We start from the raw sequence: 17,661 nt of genomic DNA on the forward strand, positions 1-17,661 counted from the left end.
GAGCCGCGATGGTGGCAGGGCACTTACAGCAGGGGGATGGTGTAGCTGACGATCAAGCGGTTCTCGTCGATATCCCGGCTGGTTGCGGAGTAGTTGTTGTTACGCACCGTTGCGTTGCGCCAGCGGATGTTCAGGTTCTTGAAGGTGCCGTCCTGAATGGTATAGGCGATATCAGTATTGCGTTCCCATTCCTTGCCTTCGGGGGCGTTGGCACCCTGGTCGATATTGTCACCGCTCAGGTAGCGCGTCATGAAGGTCAGGCCAGGGATGCCGACAGATGCGAAGTTGAAGTCATAACGAGCCTGCCAGGACTTCTCGTCCTTGTTGGCGAAGTCGTTGATCTGTACGTAGTTGACCAGGAAGGGGTCGGTCGAGCCGCCCACGTAGGCAAAGCCGGTATCACCGCTCATCTTCTGGTAGCCGAGGCCGAAGCTATGGCCGCTCAGGGAGTAGGTGACCATGGCGCCCAATGCCTTGTTGTCGATATTGGTGCGGCCATCATCCTTGGAGCGCGCGTAACGCAGGTCGGTCTTCAGTGACTGTCCTTCACCCAGGGGCAGGACATGCACCAGGTTGGTGGAGTGCTGTTTGTAGAGATCTTCCAGCTTGCTGTAGTAGTAAGTCGCGGTCAGGTCCTTGGTGATGGAGTAGCTGCCACCCAGGTAGCGGAAGTCGTCGGACTCGTTAGCGCCGCCATTCACCGTGATACCGCGGCGACCACCAGTCTGCACGGTCATCACTTCATGATTGCTGGAGTTGCGCAGGTTGGTGCGGTTCGCATAACCCAGGTCGAGGGTCAGGCCATCGATTTCCTTGGAAACCAGTTGAGCGCCTTGCATCAGTTGCGGCAGCAGGCGGCTGTCGCTGGTACCCAGTGCGGGGTTCTTGAATTGCAGGCTACCGATTTTCAGTACGGTATTGGACAGCTTGGCCTTGGCAGTCAGGCCGAATTCGGAGTACTCGTCCGGAGCATCATTTTGGTAGCCACCCGGCAGCAGGCCGGTACCACCAGTGCCGCCCCCCGAGTTCAGTTGTACGCCGAGCAGGCCGATGGCATCCACGCCGAAACCGACGGTGCCTTCGGTGAAGCCGGATTCGTAGCGCAGCAGGAAGCCTTGGGCCCACTCGTCTTGCTTGGACTGGCGGTTACCAGGGGTTCCGCCATCACGGAAATCACGGTTGAAGTAGAAGTTACGAAGTTCCAGGCTGGCTTTGCTATCGTCGATGAAGGCTGCCTGAGACAGCGAAGGGATGGCCAGGGTCGCTCCCAGGGAGGCCAGGGCCACACCCCGTGCAATTGGAGTCTTGAGCATTTCTTATTTCTCCTCGTATGGGTGATGCTCTGATTGCTGCTTTGTTTTTGTGCTTTACAAACGGCCTATGCACTAAAACATTACAGTGCGATTTCAGCCCTTAGACTTTAGTCTTTGATCCTTATAAGTAAAAGGGCTTATGGGCTTTCTCCGGGAACTTCCCAGGCCGGCAGGAAAACCGTATCCGCGATGATTCACAGCGCCTCGGCCCATAGATCGTACTCATCCGCATGAGTGACGCGGGCACGGACCTTGTCGCCGGGCTTCAGCGGCCGCTGGCTGTCGAGATAGACATTTCCGTCGATTTCCGGCGCATCGGCCCATGAGCGGCCGATGGCGCCTTCCTCATCGACTTCATCGACCAGCACTTCGATTTCCTGGCCGATCCGCTGTTGCAGGCGGGCGGCGCTGATGGCCTGCTGGTGGGCCATGAAGCGCTCCCAGCGTTCCTGCTTGATGTCGTCCGGCACAGCCTCAAGCCCCAGTTCATTGGCCGGGGCACCGTCCACCGGGGAGTACTGGAAGCAGCCGACGCGGTCGAGCCGGGCTTCGCTCAGCCAGTCGAGCAGGTACTGGAAGTCTTCCTCGGTCTCGCCGGGGAAGCCGACGATGAAGGTGGAGCGGATGGTCAGCTCGGGGCAACGCTCGCGCCAGTGCTTGATGCGGGCGAGGGTCTTGTCTTCGAAGGCGGGGCGCTTCATGGCCTTGAGGACTTTCGGGCTGGCATGCTGAAATGGGATATCCAGATACGGCAGTAGCTTACCGGCGGCCATCAGCGGGATCACGTCATCGACGTTGGGGTAGGGGTAGACATAGTGCAGGCGCACCCATACGCCCATGCTCGACAGGGCCTGGCACAGCTCGAGCATACGGGTCTTGACCGGCTGGCCGTTCCAGAAGTCGGTCTTGTACTTGAGGTCGACGCCGTAGGCGCTGGTGTCCTGGGAAATCACCAGCAGCTCCTTGACGCCGGCCTTGACCAGGCGTTCGGCTTCACTGAGTACATCGCTGACCGGGCGGCTGGCCAGTTTGCCGCGCATCGAGGGGATGATGCAGAAGCTGCAACTGTGGTTGCAGCCCTCGGATATCTTCAGGTAGGCGTAATGGCGGGGCGTCAGCTTTATACCCTGAGGCGGAATCAGGTCGACCAGCGGGTTGTGGTCGAGCTTCGGCGGCACCACCTCGTGCACGGCATTGACCACTTGTTCGTACTGCTGGGGGCCGGTCACGGCCAGCACGTTGGGATGCGTCTCGCGGATGCTGCCTTCCTCGACGCCCATACAGCCGGTAACGATCACCCGGCCATTCTCGGCGATCGCTTCACCGATGGCATCCAGGGATTCGGCCTTGGCGCTGTCGATGAAGCCACAGGTATTGACGACCACCACATCGGCGTCCTGGTAGGTCGGGACGACGCTGTAGCCTTCCATGCGCAACTGGGTGAGGATGCGTTCGGAGTCGACCAGGGCCTTGGGGCAACCAAGGGAAATAAACCCTACGCTCGGAGCTTTGCTCTCTTTCTGAATAGTCATGGCTGGATCACGGGTAGAAAAATCGCGCGCGAGTATACAGATGTTTATGAATGGTCGCGATCCACGGGCAAGGTGCTTCAGGGCGATCGCGCTATGCATGGCAAAGCGCCGAAAACAGCGCTGGAAGGCTCGAGGCTGGACGAAAGCGCGTGGTAACTGGTGTTGTCAGCCTGCAGCTTTGTCGAAGCCCCTCTCCGGTGAATAACGGTATGGCGCAATCGCCCTGTCGGCCGAGAGCAAGGCTGCTTGTGTCGTGTCGTTAGCTGCTAGACTGCGCGACCAGTTTTACGGAGGTAGTCATGACGCTGCTCAAGTTCACCGATGTATCCCTTGCCTATGGCGCCATGCCGCTGCTCGACGGCGTGTCCTGGCAGATCGCGCGAGGCGAGCGTGTCTGTATCATCGGTCGCAACGGCACCGGTAAATCCAGCATGCTGCGTCTGGTCAAGGGTGAGCAGGCGGCGGATGACGGTGAAATCTGGCGTGCCCCCGGCCTGAAGATCGGTGAGTTGCCGCAGGAATTGCCGCGTGCCGACGAGCGTACGGTATTCGACGTGGTGGCGGAGGGGCTGGATGGCGTTGGCCAGTTGCTGGCCGACTATCATCATCTGAGCCAGAACATCCGCGACGATGAAGACCTGAACAAGCTCATGCATGTGCAGCAGGCACTGGAAGCGAAGGATGGCTGGCGTCTGCAGCAACTGGTGGAAAGCACCCTGAGCCGTCTGCAGTTGCCTGCCGACAAGACGCTTGCCGAATTGTCCGGTGGCTGGCGGCGGCGCGTGCTGTTGGCCCAGGCGTTGGTTTCCGAGCCCGACCTGCTGTTGCTGGACGAGCCGACCAACCATCTGGATATCGGTGCCATCGCCTGGCTCGAGGAAGCCTTGCTGGGTTTCAACGGCGCCGTACTGTTCATCACCCACGACCGGGCATTCCTGCAGAACCTGGCCACCCGCATCCTGGAACTGGATCGCGGGCACCTGATCGACTGGAATGGCGATTACGCCAGTTTTCTCGTGCACAAGGAGCAGCAACTGGCCGCGGAGGAAACCGCCAACGCGCTGTTCGACAAGAAGCTCGCCCAGGAAGAGGTCTGGATACGCCAGGGTATCAAGGCGCGGCGCACCCGCAACGAGGGCCGGGTGCGTGCGCTGAAGGCACTGCGTGCCGAGCGTAGCGAGCGTCGGGAGCGCCAGGGCAAGGTCAATATACAGTTGGATGCCGCGAGCAAGTCGGGCAAGCAGGTGATCGTCGCCGAGCATGTTTCCTTCGCCCATGGCGCAGGAAAGCCGCCGCTGATCCGGGACTTTTCCATGGTGCTGCAACGTGGCGACCGGGTCGGCCTGCTGGGCGCCAATGGCACCGGCAAGACCACCTTGCTCAAGCTGTTGCTGGGCGAATTGCAGCCCGACAGCGGCAGCATGGAAACGGGCACCAAGCTGGAAGTCGCCTACTTCGACCAGTTGCGCCACCAACTGGACCTGGAAAAGACCGTGGTCGACAACCTGGCCGAGGGCCGTGACTTTATCAGCATCGATGGCCAGAGCAGGCATGTGCTCAGCTATCTGGGTGATTTTCTCTTTAGCCCGCAACGTGCGCGTACACCGGTCAAGGCGCTCTCGGGCGGTGAGCGCGCCCGCCTGTTGCTGGCCAAGCTGTTCAGCAAGCCGGCCAATCTGCTGGTGCTGGACGAACCGACCAACGACCTGGATGTGGAAACCCTGGAACTGCTGGAAGAGGTACTGCTGGAGTTCCAGGGCACGGTACTCATCGTCAGCCACGACCGGGCATTCCTCGATAACGTGGTGACCAGCACGCTGGTATTCGAAGGCAATGGCCGGGTCCGCGAATATGTTGGCGGCTACCAGGACTGGCTGCGCCAGGGTGGCACGATCAAGCTGCTCGGGGCTGCCGAAGAGAAGGCGCAAGCCAATGCCGGTGCGCTGGAAACAAGCGGCCAGCCGGAGCCTGTGGCAGTGCCGGCGGAGGCGCCGAAGAAGAAGCTCAGCTACAAGTTGCAGCGTGAGCTGGAAGCCTTGCCCGCGCAGATCGAAGCGCATGAAGAGAGCATGGCGGCGCTGCAGCGGGAAATTTCCGCACCGACCTTCTATCAGCAGGCACCCGCTGTCACCGCCGAGGTGCTGGCCCGCCTGGAGCGACTGCAAGGTGAGCTGGATGCGCTGCTGGAACGCTGGACCGAGCTGGAGGGCTGAGTAACACCCTACGTTCGCTTCAGGCCCTGCAGCTTGCTGGCGGCCTGTTGCAAAGCCGTGATGATGCGTTCGCGATCGCGAATCCGTACATCATTGGTGTCGAGGTACATGGAGAAGCCAGGCATGTCGTGCTCGACGAAACCGTTGTGGGCACCCAGCTCGCGGTACAGGTCGATGACCTGATAGGCCTGGATCTGGCGGGACAGCCCCTTGCCACTGATGGGCCCCCTGCTGTGGCACATGATGACCTTCCTGATCAGTGCGTAGGTCTTGTGGGATATCAGGATTTCTCCCGCTTCGGCCGCGTTTTCCAGGCGGCTGGCCAGGTTCACTTCACGGCCGATGATGGTGTAGTCCATGCGGGCCTCCGTACCGAAGTTGCCGACACTGCAATAGCCGGTGTGGATACCCATGCGGACTTCCAGCGGGCAGTCCATGCCGCGGATACGCCACTGCCTGCGCAGCGCGCTCATGCGCTTGCGCATGGCAATGGCCATGGATACCGCGGAGATGGCGTCCGCCCTGGTACCGTTGCTGGACGGGTCGCCGAAGAAGACCATGATGCAGTCGCCGACGAACTTGTCGATGGTGCCCCCGTGTTCAAGGGCTATCTTCGACATTTCGTCGAGATACTGGTTGAGCATATCGGTCAATGCTTCCGCTTCCAGCTCTTCCGACAACTCGCTGAATCCCTTGATATCGGAAAAGAACACCGTCAGTTTGCTGCGGCGGGTTTCCTCGCGGGTGTGGTGTTTACCGCTGAATATCGACTCACTGATCTGGGGTGACAGGTATCTGGCCAGGCATATGATCCTGCTCTGCATGGCCTCCATTTCGGCATGCGACTGGGCCAGATGGAGGCCTTGCCGGTGCATATGGCAGGCGTTGACGCAGGCATACAGGGCCATGCCGACGATGCCGGACAGGTCGAGCACCAATGAATATGGGCCTGTCGACTCCAGTGGCAGCAACACGAGGTAGAGCAGCGCCGCCACGTTCAGGAGCGGTAGTGTCAGGGGCAGATAGTTAAGCCGGTCGATGATGAAGGCGGTGGCCCCCACTGACAGCAGGAGCATCAGGTAGGGGGCCAGGCTGAGCCCGGATAGTGCGATGAAGGCGCCATTGTGCATGGCATCGACGAGCAGGAGCGTTCGTTTGATTGCACTGGGGTACCTGCGTCTGAAAAAACTGTCCAGTGCCTGTGCGAAGTGCGGGTAGATCATCAGGTAAGGCAGCATCCACAGCAGGTCCGGCGAGAATGCATGGCCATGGACGCCTGTTGCCAGTATCGCTCCGATGCCGGCATAGGCCAGGGTGCGTGCGTGGTAGGTGTGGGAGGGTCGCGATGCTGGAGTGGGGCGCTGTTCGCTGATGGCGGATGTCATGTAGTGATCGAGCCCCCTGCTCCGAAAACCTGTCCATGGGTTATGGCATTGATGCCGGGATGGCTTCGGGGGATGGCTCAGTTTACGGGCTGTCGCTGTTCTCCCATAGCTTGTGGCACATTGCTATTCGATCATAGCCAAGGCATGGGGGGGCGCCAATCCGTGACGCCGAGGAATCTTTGGTTTTGAGAAGAAGTTCCGTTTTTGCCGCTCAAAGGGGTGGAATTGCCCCCGTTTCATATGCGGCAGGGCGGGGTTCGTAATGGAACTCCCCTAATGCCGCCAGAATGCCGGAGTCAGTACCACCAGCACGGTGATGATCTCCAGGCGCCCCAGCAGCATGCCGAGCGACAATAGCCATTTGGCCGTTTCCGGCAGTGAGGCGTAGTTGCCGACCGGGCCGATGATCGGGCCCAGACCCGGGCCGAGGTTGCAGACGGCCGAGGCGGCCGCGGTCAGCGCGGTGATGAAATCGAGGCCGAGCATGGCCAGGCACAAGGCCAGGAGTGCGATGGTGGTGGTGAAGAAGAAGGAAAAGGTCAGGATCGAGCGGACGATCTCTTCGTCCAGATTGTGCCCGTTGTATTGCTGACGGATGACCGCGCGCGGGTGCACCATCTGCTTGAGGCTGGCCCAGAGCAGGGCATAGGCGACCTGGAAGCGGAATATCTTCAGGCCCCCGGTGGTCGAGCCCGAGCAGCCGCCGAGGAACATCAGGTAGAAGAAGATCATCACGGCAAAGCCGCCCCACTGGTTGTAGTCGACCACGGCGAAGCCCGTGGTGGTCACTACCGAAACGACGCTGAAGGTCACCACGCGCAACGAATCGAGCAGGTCGTCATCGTGCTTGAGCCAGTACCACAGGGTGAACAACAGGCTGGTCAGCAGCAGGATCCTGAGAAAGCCCCTGACCTGTTGGTCCTTGACCAGGGCGTTGGTATGCCCGCGCAGGGTGGCGACGTAAAGGGCGAAAGGCAGGCTACCGAGGATCATGAAGATTACGGCGATCCAGTGCGAGGCCGGGCTGAACTTGCCCAACGAGGCGTCCGAGGTGGAAAAACCGCCGGTGGCGACCGACGACATGGCGTGGTTGATCGCATCGAACGGGCTCATGCCGGCCAGCCAGAATGCCAGGGTGGCCAGCAGGGTGAAGAAGACGTAGATGGCCACGAAATACTTCGCCGCCATATGCGAGCGGGGCATGACTTTTTCCGACCAGTCGGAGGATTCCGTCTGGAACAGGCGCATGCCGCCGACGCGCAGCAATGGCAGGATCGCCACGGCCATGCCGATGAAACCGATACCGCCGAGCCAGTGCAGCAGTGAGCGCCACATCAGCAGCCCGGGCGAGGCATGATCCAGGCCGACCAGAATGGTGGCGCCGGTGGTGGTGATGCCGGACATGGTCTCGAAGAAGGCGTCGGCGTAGCTGATGTGGTGGATCAGCATCATCGGCAGGGCGGCGAAGCAGCAGACGGTCAGCCAACTGAGCGTGGTCAGGAAGTACATGTCACGGGGGCGCAGTTGTGCGTTCGCCGGGCGCCCCGGTGCGACCAGTGCGATGCCACAGCCCATGGTGATGAGGCTGCCCCAGATGAACGCCTGGATATCGTCGTTACGCTCGAAGCTCCACAGGGTCAGCATGGGGATGACCATGCTGATGGCCAGGGTTATCAGGAAAATGCCAAGGATGAAGCCGATGATACGTAGTGTCGGCAAAGCCATTGTCTTGGTGCCTGGCGCTGGAACGGGCGCACATTCTACCGGTTTTGTCCGCTGATGAGAGCCAGTGGCCAGGACTCGCGCAGGGCGATCGCGCTATGCACGGCAAACAGCCGAAAACAGCGCTGGAAAGCTCGAGGCTGGACGAAAGAGCGTGGCAACCGATGTTTTTCGTCCAGCTTTCCAGCCTCCAGCGCCTTTATCGAGACACTTGCATGAGTAACGGTATCGCGCAATCGCTCTGGTGGCCGTCGCTCTATCCTTGCCGAGCGGGCCCGGCTGCCTCCCCGCAAAGGCTGCGAGGCAGCCAGTATTCCACTTCGGCCTGCGACAAACCGCAGCCCAGCAGGGCGAACAGCTTGCCCAGCGCGGCCTCGCGGGTCATGCCGTAGCCGGACACCAGGCCGGCCTGTTGCAGGCGGCTGCCTGCCGCGTAGGTTTCGAGGGTCACGCTGCCGCTAGGACACTGACTGATGGCGAGCAGCACCACGCCCCGGTCGTGAGCCTCGCGTAGTACGCGCAGCCAGGCTTCGTCATCCCCCGGGCCGGTGCCACTGCCGTAGCACTCCAGCACCAGGCCCCGCACACCTTCGCCGAGTACCGCCTGCAACTGGGCCGCCTGCAGGCCCGGATAGACCGGCAGGACGGCAAGGCCGACCGTTGCCCGCCGTTGGCGATAATCCAGCCGTGCAGGCCAGGCGTCGAGGACTGGCCGTTTCGTCGTGCGCGGTAATACCTGGAAGGCTTCGCGGGCCTCGCTGTGGAACTTGGTGGCACCCGTTCCCGGCAGCAATTTTCCGGCGAAGTACAGGTGCACGCCGGGTACCGTCTCGGCGGCCAGGCATTCTTCCGGGATGCCGCGTTGCAACACGCGCAGGGCGCCGAACAGGTTGTCCCAGGCATCGCTGCCCTCGACCCCGGCGGGCAGCATGGAGCCGCTGAGCAACACCGGAATCGGCAGGCCGATCAACAGGAAAGACAGCGCCGCCGCCGTATAGGCCAGTGTATCGGTGCCATGTAGCAGCAGGATGCCCATGCATTCCCCGCGGCTGGCTTCATCGACGATGCTGTCGCGCATGGCCAGCCAGTTGGCCTGTTGCATATTGGCGCTATCGATAGGGGGCGAGAGCTCGATGAAGCGCCATTCTGGAAGCCCGGTCCGATCAGCCATGCCGGCCTGCGCCTGGCGGATGCGCCGTTCGAAGCCGCTGGCCGGTGCCAGGCCTTGCGGGCCTTGCTGCATACCGATGGTGCCGCCAGTGTAAAGCACTGTGACGTATGAAGGCTGTTGCATGGGGTTTCCTGTCTACGGCGTGCGGCCGGGTTGCCGCGAGGCGAATGGGGCATGGCGGATAGGGGCGCCATCGGGTTGTCCGAGGCATATCTTCTCAAGCCTTGCGTGATGAATAAAATAGACGTTCCGGCGCCGGACCCTTTCCGGTATCTGAGTGTTCACGATCCATGTCGACCAATAACCCTTGTCTTACCTGCGGCGCCTGCTGCGCGTATTTTCGTGTGTCATTTTTCTGGGGGGAGTGCATTTCAGCCGGTGGCAGCGTTCCCGATCATCTGACTGTCCAGGTTTCCCCTTTCCATGTGGCGATGCTTGGCACGCAAAGCAAGCCGGCACGTTGTACCAGCCTGATGGGCGATGTAGGGTGTGGCGTGCGTTGTACGGCATACGAACAGCGCTCCAGCACCTGCCGGGAGTTCGAGGCATCCTGGGAGCATGGCCAGCCTAATCCGCACTGCGACATGGCACGAGCGGCCCATGGCCTGCCACCGCTGGACCCGCCCCTGCAGCCGCAGTTGTCCCCGGACCGTGTGGCGTGAGGCGAGTACTCGATAGTGAATCCATCCATGAAAGGAATGATCAATGAAGGCCGATGAACTGTTGCTGGAGCGTGTTTCCGTTGCCCGGCTCGGAGAACCAGGGCCGACCGATGAGCAGCTCGACGGCATGTTCCGGGCCGCCTTGCGGGCGCCGGATCATGGGCAGTTGCGGCCATGGCGCTTTCTGACCGTCAGCGCTGGTGAGCGCCGGCGCCTGGGCGAGCTTTACGCGGAGGCAGTGCTGGCGAAAAGCCCCGGCGCCGCGCCGGAAGCGCTCGAGAAGGCGCGCAATATGCCGCTCAGGGCTCCTCTGGTGATAGTGGTCATTGCCCGTCCTCAGGAGCATCCCAAGGTTCCGCGACTGGAACAACTGCTGGCGGCGGGCTGCGCCGCCCATGGGTTGTTATTGTCCGCCCATGCCCAGGGGCTGGGGGCGATATGGCGAACGGGGGAGATGGCTTTCGAGCGGGTGGTCGAGGAGGGCTTGGGTTTGAGTGCGGGGGAATGCATTCTCGGCTTCATCTATGTCGGAACGCCACTGGGGCAGCCACGTAACGCGCCACACCTGGAGCCGGGCGATTTCGTCAAAAACTGGCCAGATGACTAAAGCTATGGCGACAGGCGCCGATAGAGGAAGTATTCGAGACTCAATGGAGCGAAATTTCCATGTATGCAATGGCCGCCATGAAGCAGTACCAATCGGTGAACGTCCAGGCCCAGGTTTCCGATGCCACGCCGCATCGCCTGATCCAGATGCTGATGGAGGGTGGGCTGACACGTCTGGCACAGGCGCGCGGTGCCATGGCGCGTGGTGATATCCCGCTCAAGGGCACGCTGATCGGCAAGGCACTGGGAATCATCGGCGGGCTGCGCCAGGGGCTGGATCTCGAGGCCGGTGGCGAGCTGGCGACCAATCTGGACCGGCTGTACGTCTATATGACCGAGCGCTTGACCGAGGCCAACGTGAAGAACGATCCCTCGATTCTCGATGAAGTCAGCGAGCTGCTGCGCAAGGTGAAGAGCGGCTGGGATGGCATTGCCCAGTAAGCAATGCCAGCGGCGGGTGGTCGATCAGCGGTATTCGCACAGGTAGGCGGTGTCGGAAGCCACTTTCAACTGGAACTTGCTGTTGGCGGGGACGGTGAACTGGCTGCCGCCAGCGAAGGTTTCCCAGGTATCGCTGCCGGGCAGCCTTACGACCAGTTCGCCGGAGATCACATGCATGATTTCCTGTGCGCTGGTGCCGAATTCGTAATCGCCTGCCGCCATGACGCCGATGGTTGCCTGACCTTCCGGCCTCTCGAAGGCGATGGATTTGACGGAACCGGCAAAATACTCGTTGACCTTGAACATGAGCATACCCTGGGTTGGAAAAAGGGTGGCTAGTATGCCCAAGCGGCTCCGTTGCGTCATCAGCGCCATGCGGCCGACATTGACGACGAATGACTGACGACAGCGCCTCGCAATGAGGACGGTATTCAGCTCATGGCGATTATCTCCAGTCCCAGACTCTGCCGGTCGTCGTCATGGCGTGCCGTACGCACGACCCTGGCCTTGACTTGTAGGCCCTTGAGGCCGGGGTGGCTCGAGGGAATGAGGACATCTACCTCATCTCCGCTGTCCAGTTCGGTGCGGGCCAGCAGTTGCAGGCCGGTGCTGGAGAGGTCCAGGCAGTGTGCCTCGAACTGCTGCCCGTGCGCGATGAGAGTGGCGCGGGAGTCCACGTTCATCCTGATGAAGTTGCGTTTCTCTGTGTAATGACGGTCTATTCCGGACATGTTCAATTCCTTTTTCGAGAGTCAGAAGGCCTTATAACTTCCGTCAAATCGCTCTGTAAAGCCGCCGAATGTCAGGGGCAGGGCGATCGCGCTATGCACGGCAAACAGCCGAAAAGAGCGCTGGAAGGCTCGAGGCTGGACGAAAGAGCGTGGCAACCGGTTTTTTTCGTCCAGCTTTCCAGCCTCTAGCGCTTTTATCGAAGCGCCTTGCCGGTGGCATAACAGCATGGCGCGATCGTCCTGATGTCAGGGGGCATGGGTTGAAACGCCGCACATATGGGAGTACCGTCTGCGCCTTGAAAAGCTCCATGCCCAGCGCTGTGCGCCGGCCTTTTGTTTTCGCCAATCATCCTGGCGGATTCCGCCTGGTAGAGACATGCAGAACCCAAGCGCAACGTTGCTGATCATCGATGATGACGATGTGGTGAGAGCCAGTCTGGCCGCCTATCTGGAAGACAGTGGTTTCCATGTCCTGCAAGCGGCCAGTGGCCCCCGGGGCATGGCACTGTTCGAGTCGGCATCCCCCGATCTGATCCTCTGTGATCTGCGTATGCCGCAGATGGACGGACTGGAGTTGATTCGTCGTGTCAGCGAGAGCCAGCCCGAGCTGCCGGTCATCGTGGTTTCCGGTGCCGGTGTCATGAACGATGCGGTCGAGGCCCTGCGCCTGGGTGCGGTCGACTATCTGATCAAGCCCCTTGAAGACCTCGCCGTGCTCGAGCATTCGGTGCGTCGCGCTCTGGAACGCTCTCACCTGCGAATGGAGAACCGCCTCTACCGCGAACAGCTGGAAACGGCCAATCGCGAGCTGCAGGCGAGCCTGCACCTGCTGCAGGAGGACCAGGACGCGGGGCGTCAGGTGCAGATGAACATGCTGCCTGAAAGCCCATGGGTGGTGGATGACTTCAGCTTTGCCCACACGATCATTCCCTCGCTCTATCTCTCGGGGGATTTCGTCGATTACCTCCGGGTCGATGAGCACCGCATCGCCTTCTATCTTGCCGATGTGTCGGGGCATGGCGCTTCTTCGGCCTTCGTCACCGTGCTGCTCAAGTTCATGACCACGCGGCTGCTCTACGAATTCCGGCGTCATCCTGTGTTGCCCGAGTTCAAGCCTTCCGAGGTGCTGGAGCATATCAACCGTGGCCTGATCAACTGCAAGCTCGGCAAGCATGTGACGATGCTGGGTGGGATCATCGACCAGCACAGCAATACCCTGCATTACAGTATCGGCGGCCATTTGCCCATGCCGGTGCTCTTCAGCGCGGGCGAAGCGCGCTATCTGGAAGGGCGTGGCCTGCCCGTCGGGCTGTTCGCCGATGCCAGCTACGAGAACTTCGAGCTGGCACTGCCCGATGCCTTCAGCCTGACCTTGCTGTCCGATGGTGTGTTCGATCTGCTGCCGGGCGACACGCTCAAGGACAAGGAACAGCTACTGCCCGAGCTGGTCGCCCGCTCGGCTGGAACCCTCGAGGGCCTTAGCCAGGCCCTTGGCCTGGCCGGCCTGGAGGGAATGCCCGATGATATTGCCTTGCTGGTATTGAGCAGGAACCTTGCATGAGTACTGGTAAGATCCAGTTTGCCGAACTGGACGGCACTTTCATCCTCAAGTTCATCGGTGAAATCCGCCTGACGCTCTGCTCTGCGCTGGATGACACCATCGACAGGATCTTCTCCTCCAGCAACTTTTCCTCCATCGTCATCGACCTGACGGAAAGTCGCAGCGTCGACAGCACCACCCTCGGCATGCTGGCCAAGCTCTCGATCCTGTCGCGGCAGAAGGTCGGCTTGCTGCCCACCCTGGTCACCGTGCACCCGGACATCACACGATTGCTGCATTCGATGGGCTTCGACCAGGTATTCAATATCGTCGATAGCCCATTGCCGTGCCTCGATTGCCTGTCCGACCTGCCCAGCCAGGATCAGTCCGAAGAGGTGGTCCGGGCCACGGTGCTGGAAGCGCACCGCATCCTGATGGGGCTCAACGAGTCCAATCGGGAAGCCTTCCAGGATCTGGTCAACGCCCTGGAGCGCTCCTGACGACTGCCTATTAGAGGTAGAGGCGGGGTGCGCCATGCGCATCGGCTGGCGCATCCTGCGAAAGTACCGCGCGTTCAGGCGCCGAGCAGGGCTTCCAGTTTTTCCTGATCCCTGGCGAACTGGCGAATGCCTTCGGCCAGTTTCTCCGTGGCCATGGCGTCTTCGTTCAGGCCCCAGCGGAAGTTTTTTTCGTCCAGGTCGATAAGCGGTTCGGACCCCGCGCCGGGACGTAGCCTGCGTTCCAGTGTACCGTTTTCGCTTTCCAGGCTGGCCAGCAATTGCGGGCTGATGGTCAGCCTGTCGCAACCGGCGAGGGCTTCGATCTGCCCGCTGTTGCGGAAGCTGGCACCCATGACCACGGTGCCGTAGGCGTGGGCCTTGTAATAGTCGTAGATACGCTTGACCGAGCGTACCCCAGGGTCTTCCTCGGGGGCGTATTCCTTTCCTTCGTGCTGCTTGTACCAGTCATAGATACGCCCGACGAAGGGGGAGATCAGAAAGACCCCGGCCTGCGCGCAGGCCACGGCCTGGGTGAAGGAAAACAGCAGGGTCAGGTTGGTCTGGATGCCTTCCCGCTCCAGCCGCTGGGCCGCACCGATGCCTTCCCATGTCGCGGCGATCTTGATCAGGACCCGTTCCTTTCCCACTCCCTGGCTTTGGTAAAGGTCGATCAGGCGTAGCGCTCGCTCGAAAGTGGCCTGGCCATCGAACGACAGCCTGGCGTCCACTTCCGTGGAAATTCTTCCGGGGATCAGTTCGAGTATTTCCTTGCCTACGGCTACGGCGAACAGGTCGCAGGCCTTGGCCGGGTCGCCCTGGCTGCCGGCCCTGGCGCTGGCCAGTTGCCCGGTATAACGGGGCAATGCGGCGGCCTTGAGCAGCAGGGAAGGATTGGTGGTGGCGTCGATCGGCTGCAGACTGGCGATGGCGTCGACATCGCCGGTATCGGCGACGATCGTGGTGAACCGCTTGAGTTGTTCCAGCTTGGAAGTCATGGGGAATCTCTATCCGGGGAGTGGGACGACATTACCCGAGCGACCGCTGGCGCTCAATCGCGAAGGCGCAGGTCGTTGTTTTTGAGGCTGGAATAGGTGATCAGGGGGCGGCAGCGGAAGCAGTCGCATTGATTGGCGGGTTTGCGATAGGTACGGCAAATGATGGGTACTGTCATGATGAACTCTCGTGTCGAGCAGGCCGGGTGAAAAATCCACGGCCATTGCGTAATGGATGCCGGCCAGCGATGTGCTGGCCAGTAACGGTTTGTCTCGACGGGAGGTGATGCCAGTGAGGACGGTTGAGATCTAGCAGAACATCTGCAAGAGGCATCCATGTGCAAAGGGTTGCGCCATGAAAGCAAAGGGAGAGTAAAGTCGTTGCCGGCTCTCGATCTCAAGAGAGGCGGTTTGCACGCAATGGGTATTTTCGGCCCAATCCAGCCTGCGTGTCTTTAGTGCTGCTTGCCGCTTGAGGCGCGAGAGTCGATGATTCCCATGCACCTATCACCCAGCGGCGGAACGCACCCTAGCACAAGGCGAGGCACAATGCCACTTTTGCTGCGCGTGTCAAGCGCGCCTTAAGCACCGCGTTATGCCAAGGCCCGGCCTCAATGCCCCTCCAGCAGGGCGATGGCCTGGTCCAGCAGCGCCAGCGGATCGCTGCATTTGTGGATGTCCACCGACAGCAGTTGCCGAAAACGCCTGGCCCCTCGGAAAGCCTGAGCCAGCCCGAGCACATGACGAGTCACATGGTGCATGGCGCCACCCTCCGCCAGATGCCGCTGCACATAGGGCCGCATCTCTGCCAGCGCCTGCGCCCGGCTGATGGGCGGGGTGGCGCAGGCGAAGAAGCGCCGATCCACTTCGGCCAGCAGGTAGGGGTTGTGATAGGCCTCGCGGCCCAACATTACGCCATCGAAGCACTGTAGATGCGCCGCGCATTCATCCAGTGTCTTGATACCGCCATTGAGGATGATCTCCAGCTCGGGAAAGTCCTGCTTGAGACGAGCGGCGACCTCGTGGCGCAACGGTGGTATCTCGCGGTTTTCCTTCGGCGAAAGCCCTTCGAGGATGGCGATGCGCGCATGCACGATAAAGGTCCGGCAACCCGCCTCGTGGACCTGGCCGACGAAGTCGCATAACTCGCCATAGCTCTCGCGGCCATTGATGCCGATGCGATGCTTGACCGTCACGTCGATGCCGACCGCATCCCGCATGGCCTTGACGCATTCGGCCACCAGTTGCGGATGCGCCATCAGGCAGGCGCCGATCATATTGTTCTGTACCCGGTCGCTGGGGCAGCCGGCATTCAGATTGACTTCCCGGTATCCCGTTCGCTCGGCCATGCCGGCGCAGGCGGCCAGTGCCCGCGGGTCGCTGCCGCCCAACTGCAATGCCAGGGGCTGTTCGCTGTCGTCATGGCGCAGGAAGCGCTCGGCATCGCCATGCAGCAGCGCCCCGGTCGTCACCATCTCGCTATAGAGCAGCGCATGCCGCGACAGCCGGCGCATGAAATATCGGCAGTGCCTGTCCGTCCAGTCCATCATCGGTGCGACGGAGAACTTCCTGGACGGGCCGGCTGGGGTTGCTGAGGATTCTTGGGGTTCTACGGACTTCAAGAGGGTTGCTCGTTCACGGTTATTTGCCTGTGCAAGAGCGGCGTATCGCGCGCAAGCGCCCATGCATCAGGGAGAGGTAAGACCGCATTCTAGCGCATGAGCGACTGCGCACGATGAGTCGAGCCAGGCTGTAGGGCGATGCGTCGCGACCGGGTTGCCAATAAAGTCTGCGATTGGCGGTACACTGCTGTCGGTGCTCCGTTGTCCCTGGCCGGTGCCGCTACGAAACTCGCATGAACCCGTCGCCCATATGGATAAGGGGGCGATCTTCGTCGGCGTCCCGGCCGACGAAGGTTTCGTAACAGGGTTGGCCGGGCTCGCGGCAAATACGGCGGTGACTATGGAAAGAGCCCTCAGTGCCGGGTCGCCTCATTCATAGGGATTCGGTCTCACTGGCTTTTTCTTTCAGGCACCACACAGCTAGTGGCTGTGCGGATGCCTGGCGATGGGCTCGGCGAAGCGCTACAGGGATGTATTCACGCGTGCCCCGTCCCGTCACCAGGCATTCGCTCAGGGACGATGACCCCGAGGTCGCGCTTCTTCGATCCTCAAGCCAGTCACACTATTGCCAATCCGCTCGCACTGCCGCCCGCCCGGGAGCGCAGGTGAGCGCTCATTCGATTACCCCGTGGGATCGGTTTTTCGCTTACCCGATGCCGGAGGCTCTGGTAAAATGCGCCGCCTTCTTCTCTGCCTGAGATTACCGTGGCTTTTACCTGGGTCGATTGGGCCATCATCGCCATCATCGCAATTTCCAGCCTGATCAGCCTCAGGCGGGGCTTCGTCAAGGAAGCCCTGTCGCTGCTGACCTGGATCGTCGCGGGTGTGGTGGCCTGGATGTTCGGCGGATCGCTGTCCCACCATCTGGAGCCTTTCGTCAGCACGCCTTCGGCCCGGGTCATCGGTGCCTGCGTCATTCTGTTCGTGCTGACCCTGCTGCTGGGGGCCCTGGTCAATTTCCTGATCGGCGAGCTGGTCCGCGTCACCGGCATGTCCGGCACCGACCGTTTTCTCGGCATGGTATTCGGCGCCGCCCGTGGCGGCCTGCTGATCGTGGCGTTGGTCGGGCTACTGAGCCTGGCTCCGGTCGCGGAAGACCCATGGTGGCGCGAGTCCACGCTGATACCGCATTTTCTATTGATTGCCGACTGGTCGAAGAACCTTATCCTGGGTTTTGGCGGCCAGTGGATTTCCAGTTCGCTCAACGTATCGGATTGAGCTGTTTGACCAC

The 17,661-nt window shown here is 61.1% G+C and carries 17 protein-coding genes; 7 read left to right on the top strand and 10 right to left on the bottom strand.

Annotation, left to right across the window (positions count from 1 at the left end; translation table 11 throughout):
* Window positions 1-23: 23 nt before the first annotated feature.
* Both DNJ95_RS06775 and rimO read right to left on the bottom strand, forming a co-directional pair.
* Entirely contained in the window at window positions 24-1,313 is a 1,290-nt protein-coding gene (locus DNJ95_RS06775; RefSeq protein ID WP_131183964.1) for an OprD family porin, read from the bottom strand.
* A 194-nt stretch (window positions 1,314-1,507) separates the two neighbouring features.
* Window positions 1,508-2,845: a 30S ribosomal protein S12 methylthiotransferase RimO gene (rimO, locus tag DNJ95_RS06780; RefSeq protein ID WP_131183965.1), complete on the bottom strand. Its 1,338-nt coding sequence runs from the start codon at window positions 2,843-2,845 to the stop codon at window positions 1,508-1,510.
* A 299-nt stretch (window positions 2,846-3,144) separates the two neighbouring features.
* Between rimO and DNJ95_RS06785 the strand changes: the two genes are divergently transcribed.
* Window positions 3,145-5,058: an ATP-binding cassette domain-containing protein gene (locus DNJ95_RS06785; protein WP_131183966.1), complete on the top strand. Its 1,914-nt coding sequence runs from the start codon at window positions 3,145-3,147 to the stop codon at window positions 5,056-5,058.
* Between the two features lie 8 nt (window positions 5,059-5,066).
* Here DNJ95_RS06785 and DNJ95_RS06790 read toward each other — a convergent pair whose 3' ends face one another.
* The 3 genes from DNJ95_RS06790 to DNJ95_RS06800 all read right to left on the bottom strand — a co-directional run bounded on the left by DNJ95_RS06790 (window position 5,067) and on the right by DNJ95_RS06800 (window position 9,459).
* The gene (locus tag DNJ95_RS06790; protein WP_131183967.1) at window positions 5,067-6,443 is read right to left on the bottom strand and encodes an adenylate/guanylate cyclase domain-containing protein; all 1,377 of its coding nucleotides are present in this window, start codon (window positions 6,441-6,443) and stop codon (window positions 5,067-5,069) included.
* Window positions 6,444-6,716: 273 nt separating this feature from the next.
* A complete protein-coding gene (locus tag DNJ95_RS06795) occupies window positions 6,717-8,168 on the bottom strand; it encodes a TrkH family potassium uptake protein (protein ID WP_131183968.1) in 1,452 nt (483 codons plus the stop codon).
* 253 nt (window positions 8,169-8,421) lie between these two features.
* On the bottom strand, window positions 8,422-9,459 hold the full coding sequence (locus tag DNJ95_RS06800; RefSeq protein ID WP_131183969.1) for an asparaginase: 1,038 nt from the start codon (window positions 9,457-9,459) through the stop codon (window positions 8,422-8,424).
* 167 nt (window positions 9,460-9,626) lie between these two features.
* On the opposite strand from DNJ95_RS06800, the gene DNJ95_RS06805 reads away from it, so the two are divergent.
* The 3 genes from DNJ95_RS06805 to fliS are packed head-to-tail and all read left to right on the top strand — an operon-like array spanning window position 9,627 to window position 11,045.
* Entirely contained in the window at window positions 9,627-9,998 is a 372-nt protein-coding gene (locus DNJ95_RS06805) for a YkgJ family cysteine cluster protein (protein WP_131183970.1), read from the top strand.
* 43 nt (window positions 9,999-10,041) lie between these two features.
* Window positions 10,042-10,605, top strand: coding sequence for a nitroreductase family protein (locus DNJ95_RS06810; protein ID WP_131183971.1), 564 nt, complete (start codon window positions 10,042-10,044; stop codon window positions 10,603-10,605).
* A gap of 59 nt (window positions 10,606-10,664) precedes the next feature.
* Complete coding sequence (gene fliS, locus DNJ95_RS06815) at window positions 10,665-11,045, top strand: flagellar export chaperone FliS (RefSeq protein ID WP_131183972.1); 381 nt, start codon at window positions 10,665-10,667, stop codon at window positions 11,043-11,045.
* A gap of 24 nt (window positions 11,046-11,069) precedes the next feature.
* On the opposite strand, the gene ppnP is transcribed toward fliS, so the two are convergent.
* Both ppnP and DNJ95_RS06825 read right to left on the bottom strand, forming a co-directional pair.
* A complete protein-coding gene (ppnP, locus tag DNJ95_RS06820; protein WP_131183973.1) occupies window positions 11,070-11,351 on the bottom strand; it encodes a pyrimidine/purine nucleoside phosphorylase in 282 nt (93 codons plus the stop codon).
* A gap of 125 nt (window positions 11,352-11,476) precedes the next feature.
* Window positions 11,477-11,776 (bottom strand): PilZ domain-containing protein, encoded by a 300-nt coding sequence (locus DNJ95_RS06825; protein WP_131183974.1) that lies wholly within the window; start codon window positions 11,774-11,776, stop codon window positions 11,477-11,479.
* A gap of 376 nt (window positions 11,777-12,152) precedes the next feature.
* Between DNJ95_RS06825 and rssB the strand changes: the two genes are divergently transcribed.
* The gene (rssB, locus tag DNJ95_RS06830) at window positions 12,153-13,337 is read left to right on the top strand and encodes a two-component system response regulator RssB (RefSeq protein WP_131183975.1); all 1,185 of its coding nucleotides are present in this window, start codon (window positions 12,153-12,155) and stop codon (window positions 13,335-13,337) included.
* Window positions 13,334-13,816: an anti-sigma factor antagonist RssC gene (gene rssC, locus DNJ95_RS06835; RefSeq protein WP_131183976.1), complete on the top strand. Its 483-nt coding sequence runs from the start codon at window positions 13,334-13,336 to the stop codon at window positions 13,814-13,816. The genes rssB and rssC overlap by 4 nt, the downstream gene beginning before the upstream one ends.
* Window positions 13,817-13,890: 74 nt before the next feature.
* On the opposite strand, the gene tal is transcribed toward rssC, so the two are convergent.
* The 3 genes from tal to dusA form a co-directional block, all read right to left on the bottom strand.
* Complete coding sequence (gene tal / locus DNJ95_RS06840) at window positions 13,891-14,811, bottom strand: transaldolase (protein WP_131183977.1); 921 nt, start codon at window positions 14,809-14,811, stop codon at window positions 13,891-13,893.
* Between the two features lie 53 nt (window positions 14,812-14,864).
* On the bottom strand, window positions 14,865-14,987 hold the full coding sequence (locus DNJ95_RS19655; RefSeq protein ID WP_276330877.1) for a hypothetical protein: 123 nt from the start codon (window positions 14,985-14,987) through the stop codon (window positions 14,865-14,867).
* Between the two features lie 432 nt (window positions 14,988-15,419).
* Window positions 15,420-16,430 carry a tRNA dihydrouridine(20/20a) synthase DusA gene (gene dusA / locus DNJ95_RS06845; RefSeq protein WP_276330878.1) on the bottom strand — a complete coding sequence of 337 codons (1,011 nt, stop codon included), beginning with the start codon at window positions 16,428-16,430 and terminating at the stop codon, window positions 15,420-15,422.
* A gap of 705 nt (window positions 16,431-17,135) precedes the next feature.
* Between dusA and DNJ95_RS06850 the strand changes: the two genes are divergently transcribed.
* Window positions 17,136-17,648: a CvpA family protein gene (locus DNJ95_RS06850; protein WP_131183979.1), complete on the top strand. Its 513-nt coding sequence runs from the start codon at window positions 17,136-17,138 to the stop codon at window positions 17,646-17,648.
* The last annotated feature ends 13 nt before the right edge of the window (window positions 17,649-17,661 follow it).

This window comes from Stutzerimonas kirkiae (assembly GCF_004327335.1).
Taxonomy (GTDB): domain Bacteria; phylum Pseudomonadota; class Gammaproteobacteria; order Pseudomonadales; family Pseudomonadaceae; genus Stutzerimonas; species Stutzerimonas kirkiae.

Coding starts and splice junctions, on each gene's coding strand:
- DNJ95_RS06775 (WP_131183964.1), bottom strand. CDS start 1,313: ATGCTCAAGACTCCAATTGCACGGGGTGTGGCCCTGGCCTCCCTGGGA.
- rimO (WP_131183965.1), bottom strand. CDS start 2,845: ATGACTATTCAGAAAGAGAGCAAAGCTCCGAGCGTAGGGTTTATTTCC.
- DNJ95_RS06785 (WP_131183966.1), top strand. CDS start 3,145: ATGACGCTGCTCAAGTTCACCGATGTATCCCTTGCCTATGGCGCCATG.
- DNJ95_RS06790 (WP_131183967.1), bottom strand. CDS start 6,443: ATGACATCCGCCATCAGCGAACAGCGCCCCACTCCAGCATCGCGACCC.
- DNJ95_RS06795 (WP_131183968.1), bottom strand. CDS start 8,168: ATGGCTTTGCCGACACTACGTATCATCGGCTTCATCCTTGGCATTTTC.
- DNJ95_RS06800 (WP_131183969.1), bottom strand. CDS start 9,459: ATGCAACAGCCTTCATACGTCACAGTGCTTTACACTGGCGGCACCATC.
- DNJ95_RS06805 (WP_131183970.1), top strand. CDS start 9,627: ATGTCGACCAATAACCCTTGTCTTACCTGCGGCGCCTGCTGCGCGTAT.
- DNJ95_RS06810 (WP_131183971.1), top strand. CDS start 10,042: ATGAAGGCCGATGAACTGTTGCTGGAGCGTGTTTCCGTTGCCCGGCTC.
- fliS (WP_131183972.1), top strand. CDS start 10,665: ATGTATGCAATGGCCGCCATGAAGCAGTACCAATCGGTGAACGTCCAG.
- ppnP (WP_131183973.1), bottom strand. CDS start 11,351: ATGTTCAAGGTCAACGAGTATTTTGCCGGTTCCGTCAAATCCATCGCC.
- DNJ95_RS06825 (WP_131183974.1), bottom strand. CDS start 11,776: ATGTCCGGAATAGACCGTCATTACACAGAGAAACGCAACTTCATCAGG.
- rssB (WP_131183975.1), top strand. CDS start 12,153: ATGCAGAACCCAAGCGCAACGTTGCTGATCATCGATGATGACGATGTG.
- rssC (WP_131183976.1), top strand. CDS start 13,334: ATGAGTACTGGTAAGATCCAGTTTGCCGAACTGGACGGCACTTTCATC.
- tal (WP_131183977.1), bottom strand. CDS start 14,811: ATGACTTCCAAGCTGGAACAACTCAAGCGGTTCACCACGATCGTCGCC.
- DNJ95_RS19655 (WP_276330877.1), bottom strand. CDS start 14,987: ATGACAGTACCCATCATTTGCCGTACCTATCGCAAACCCGCCAATCAA.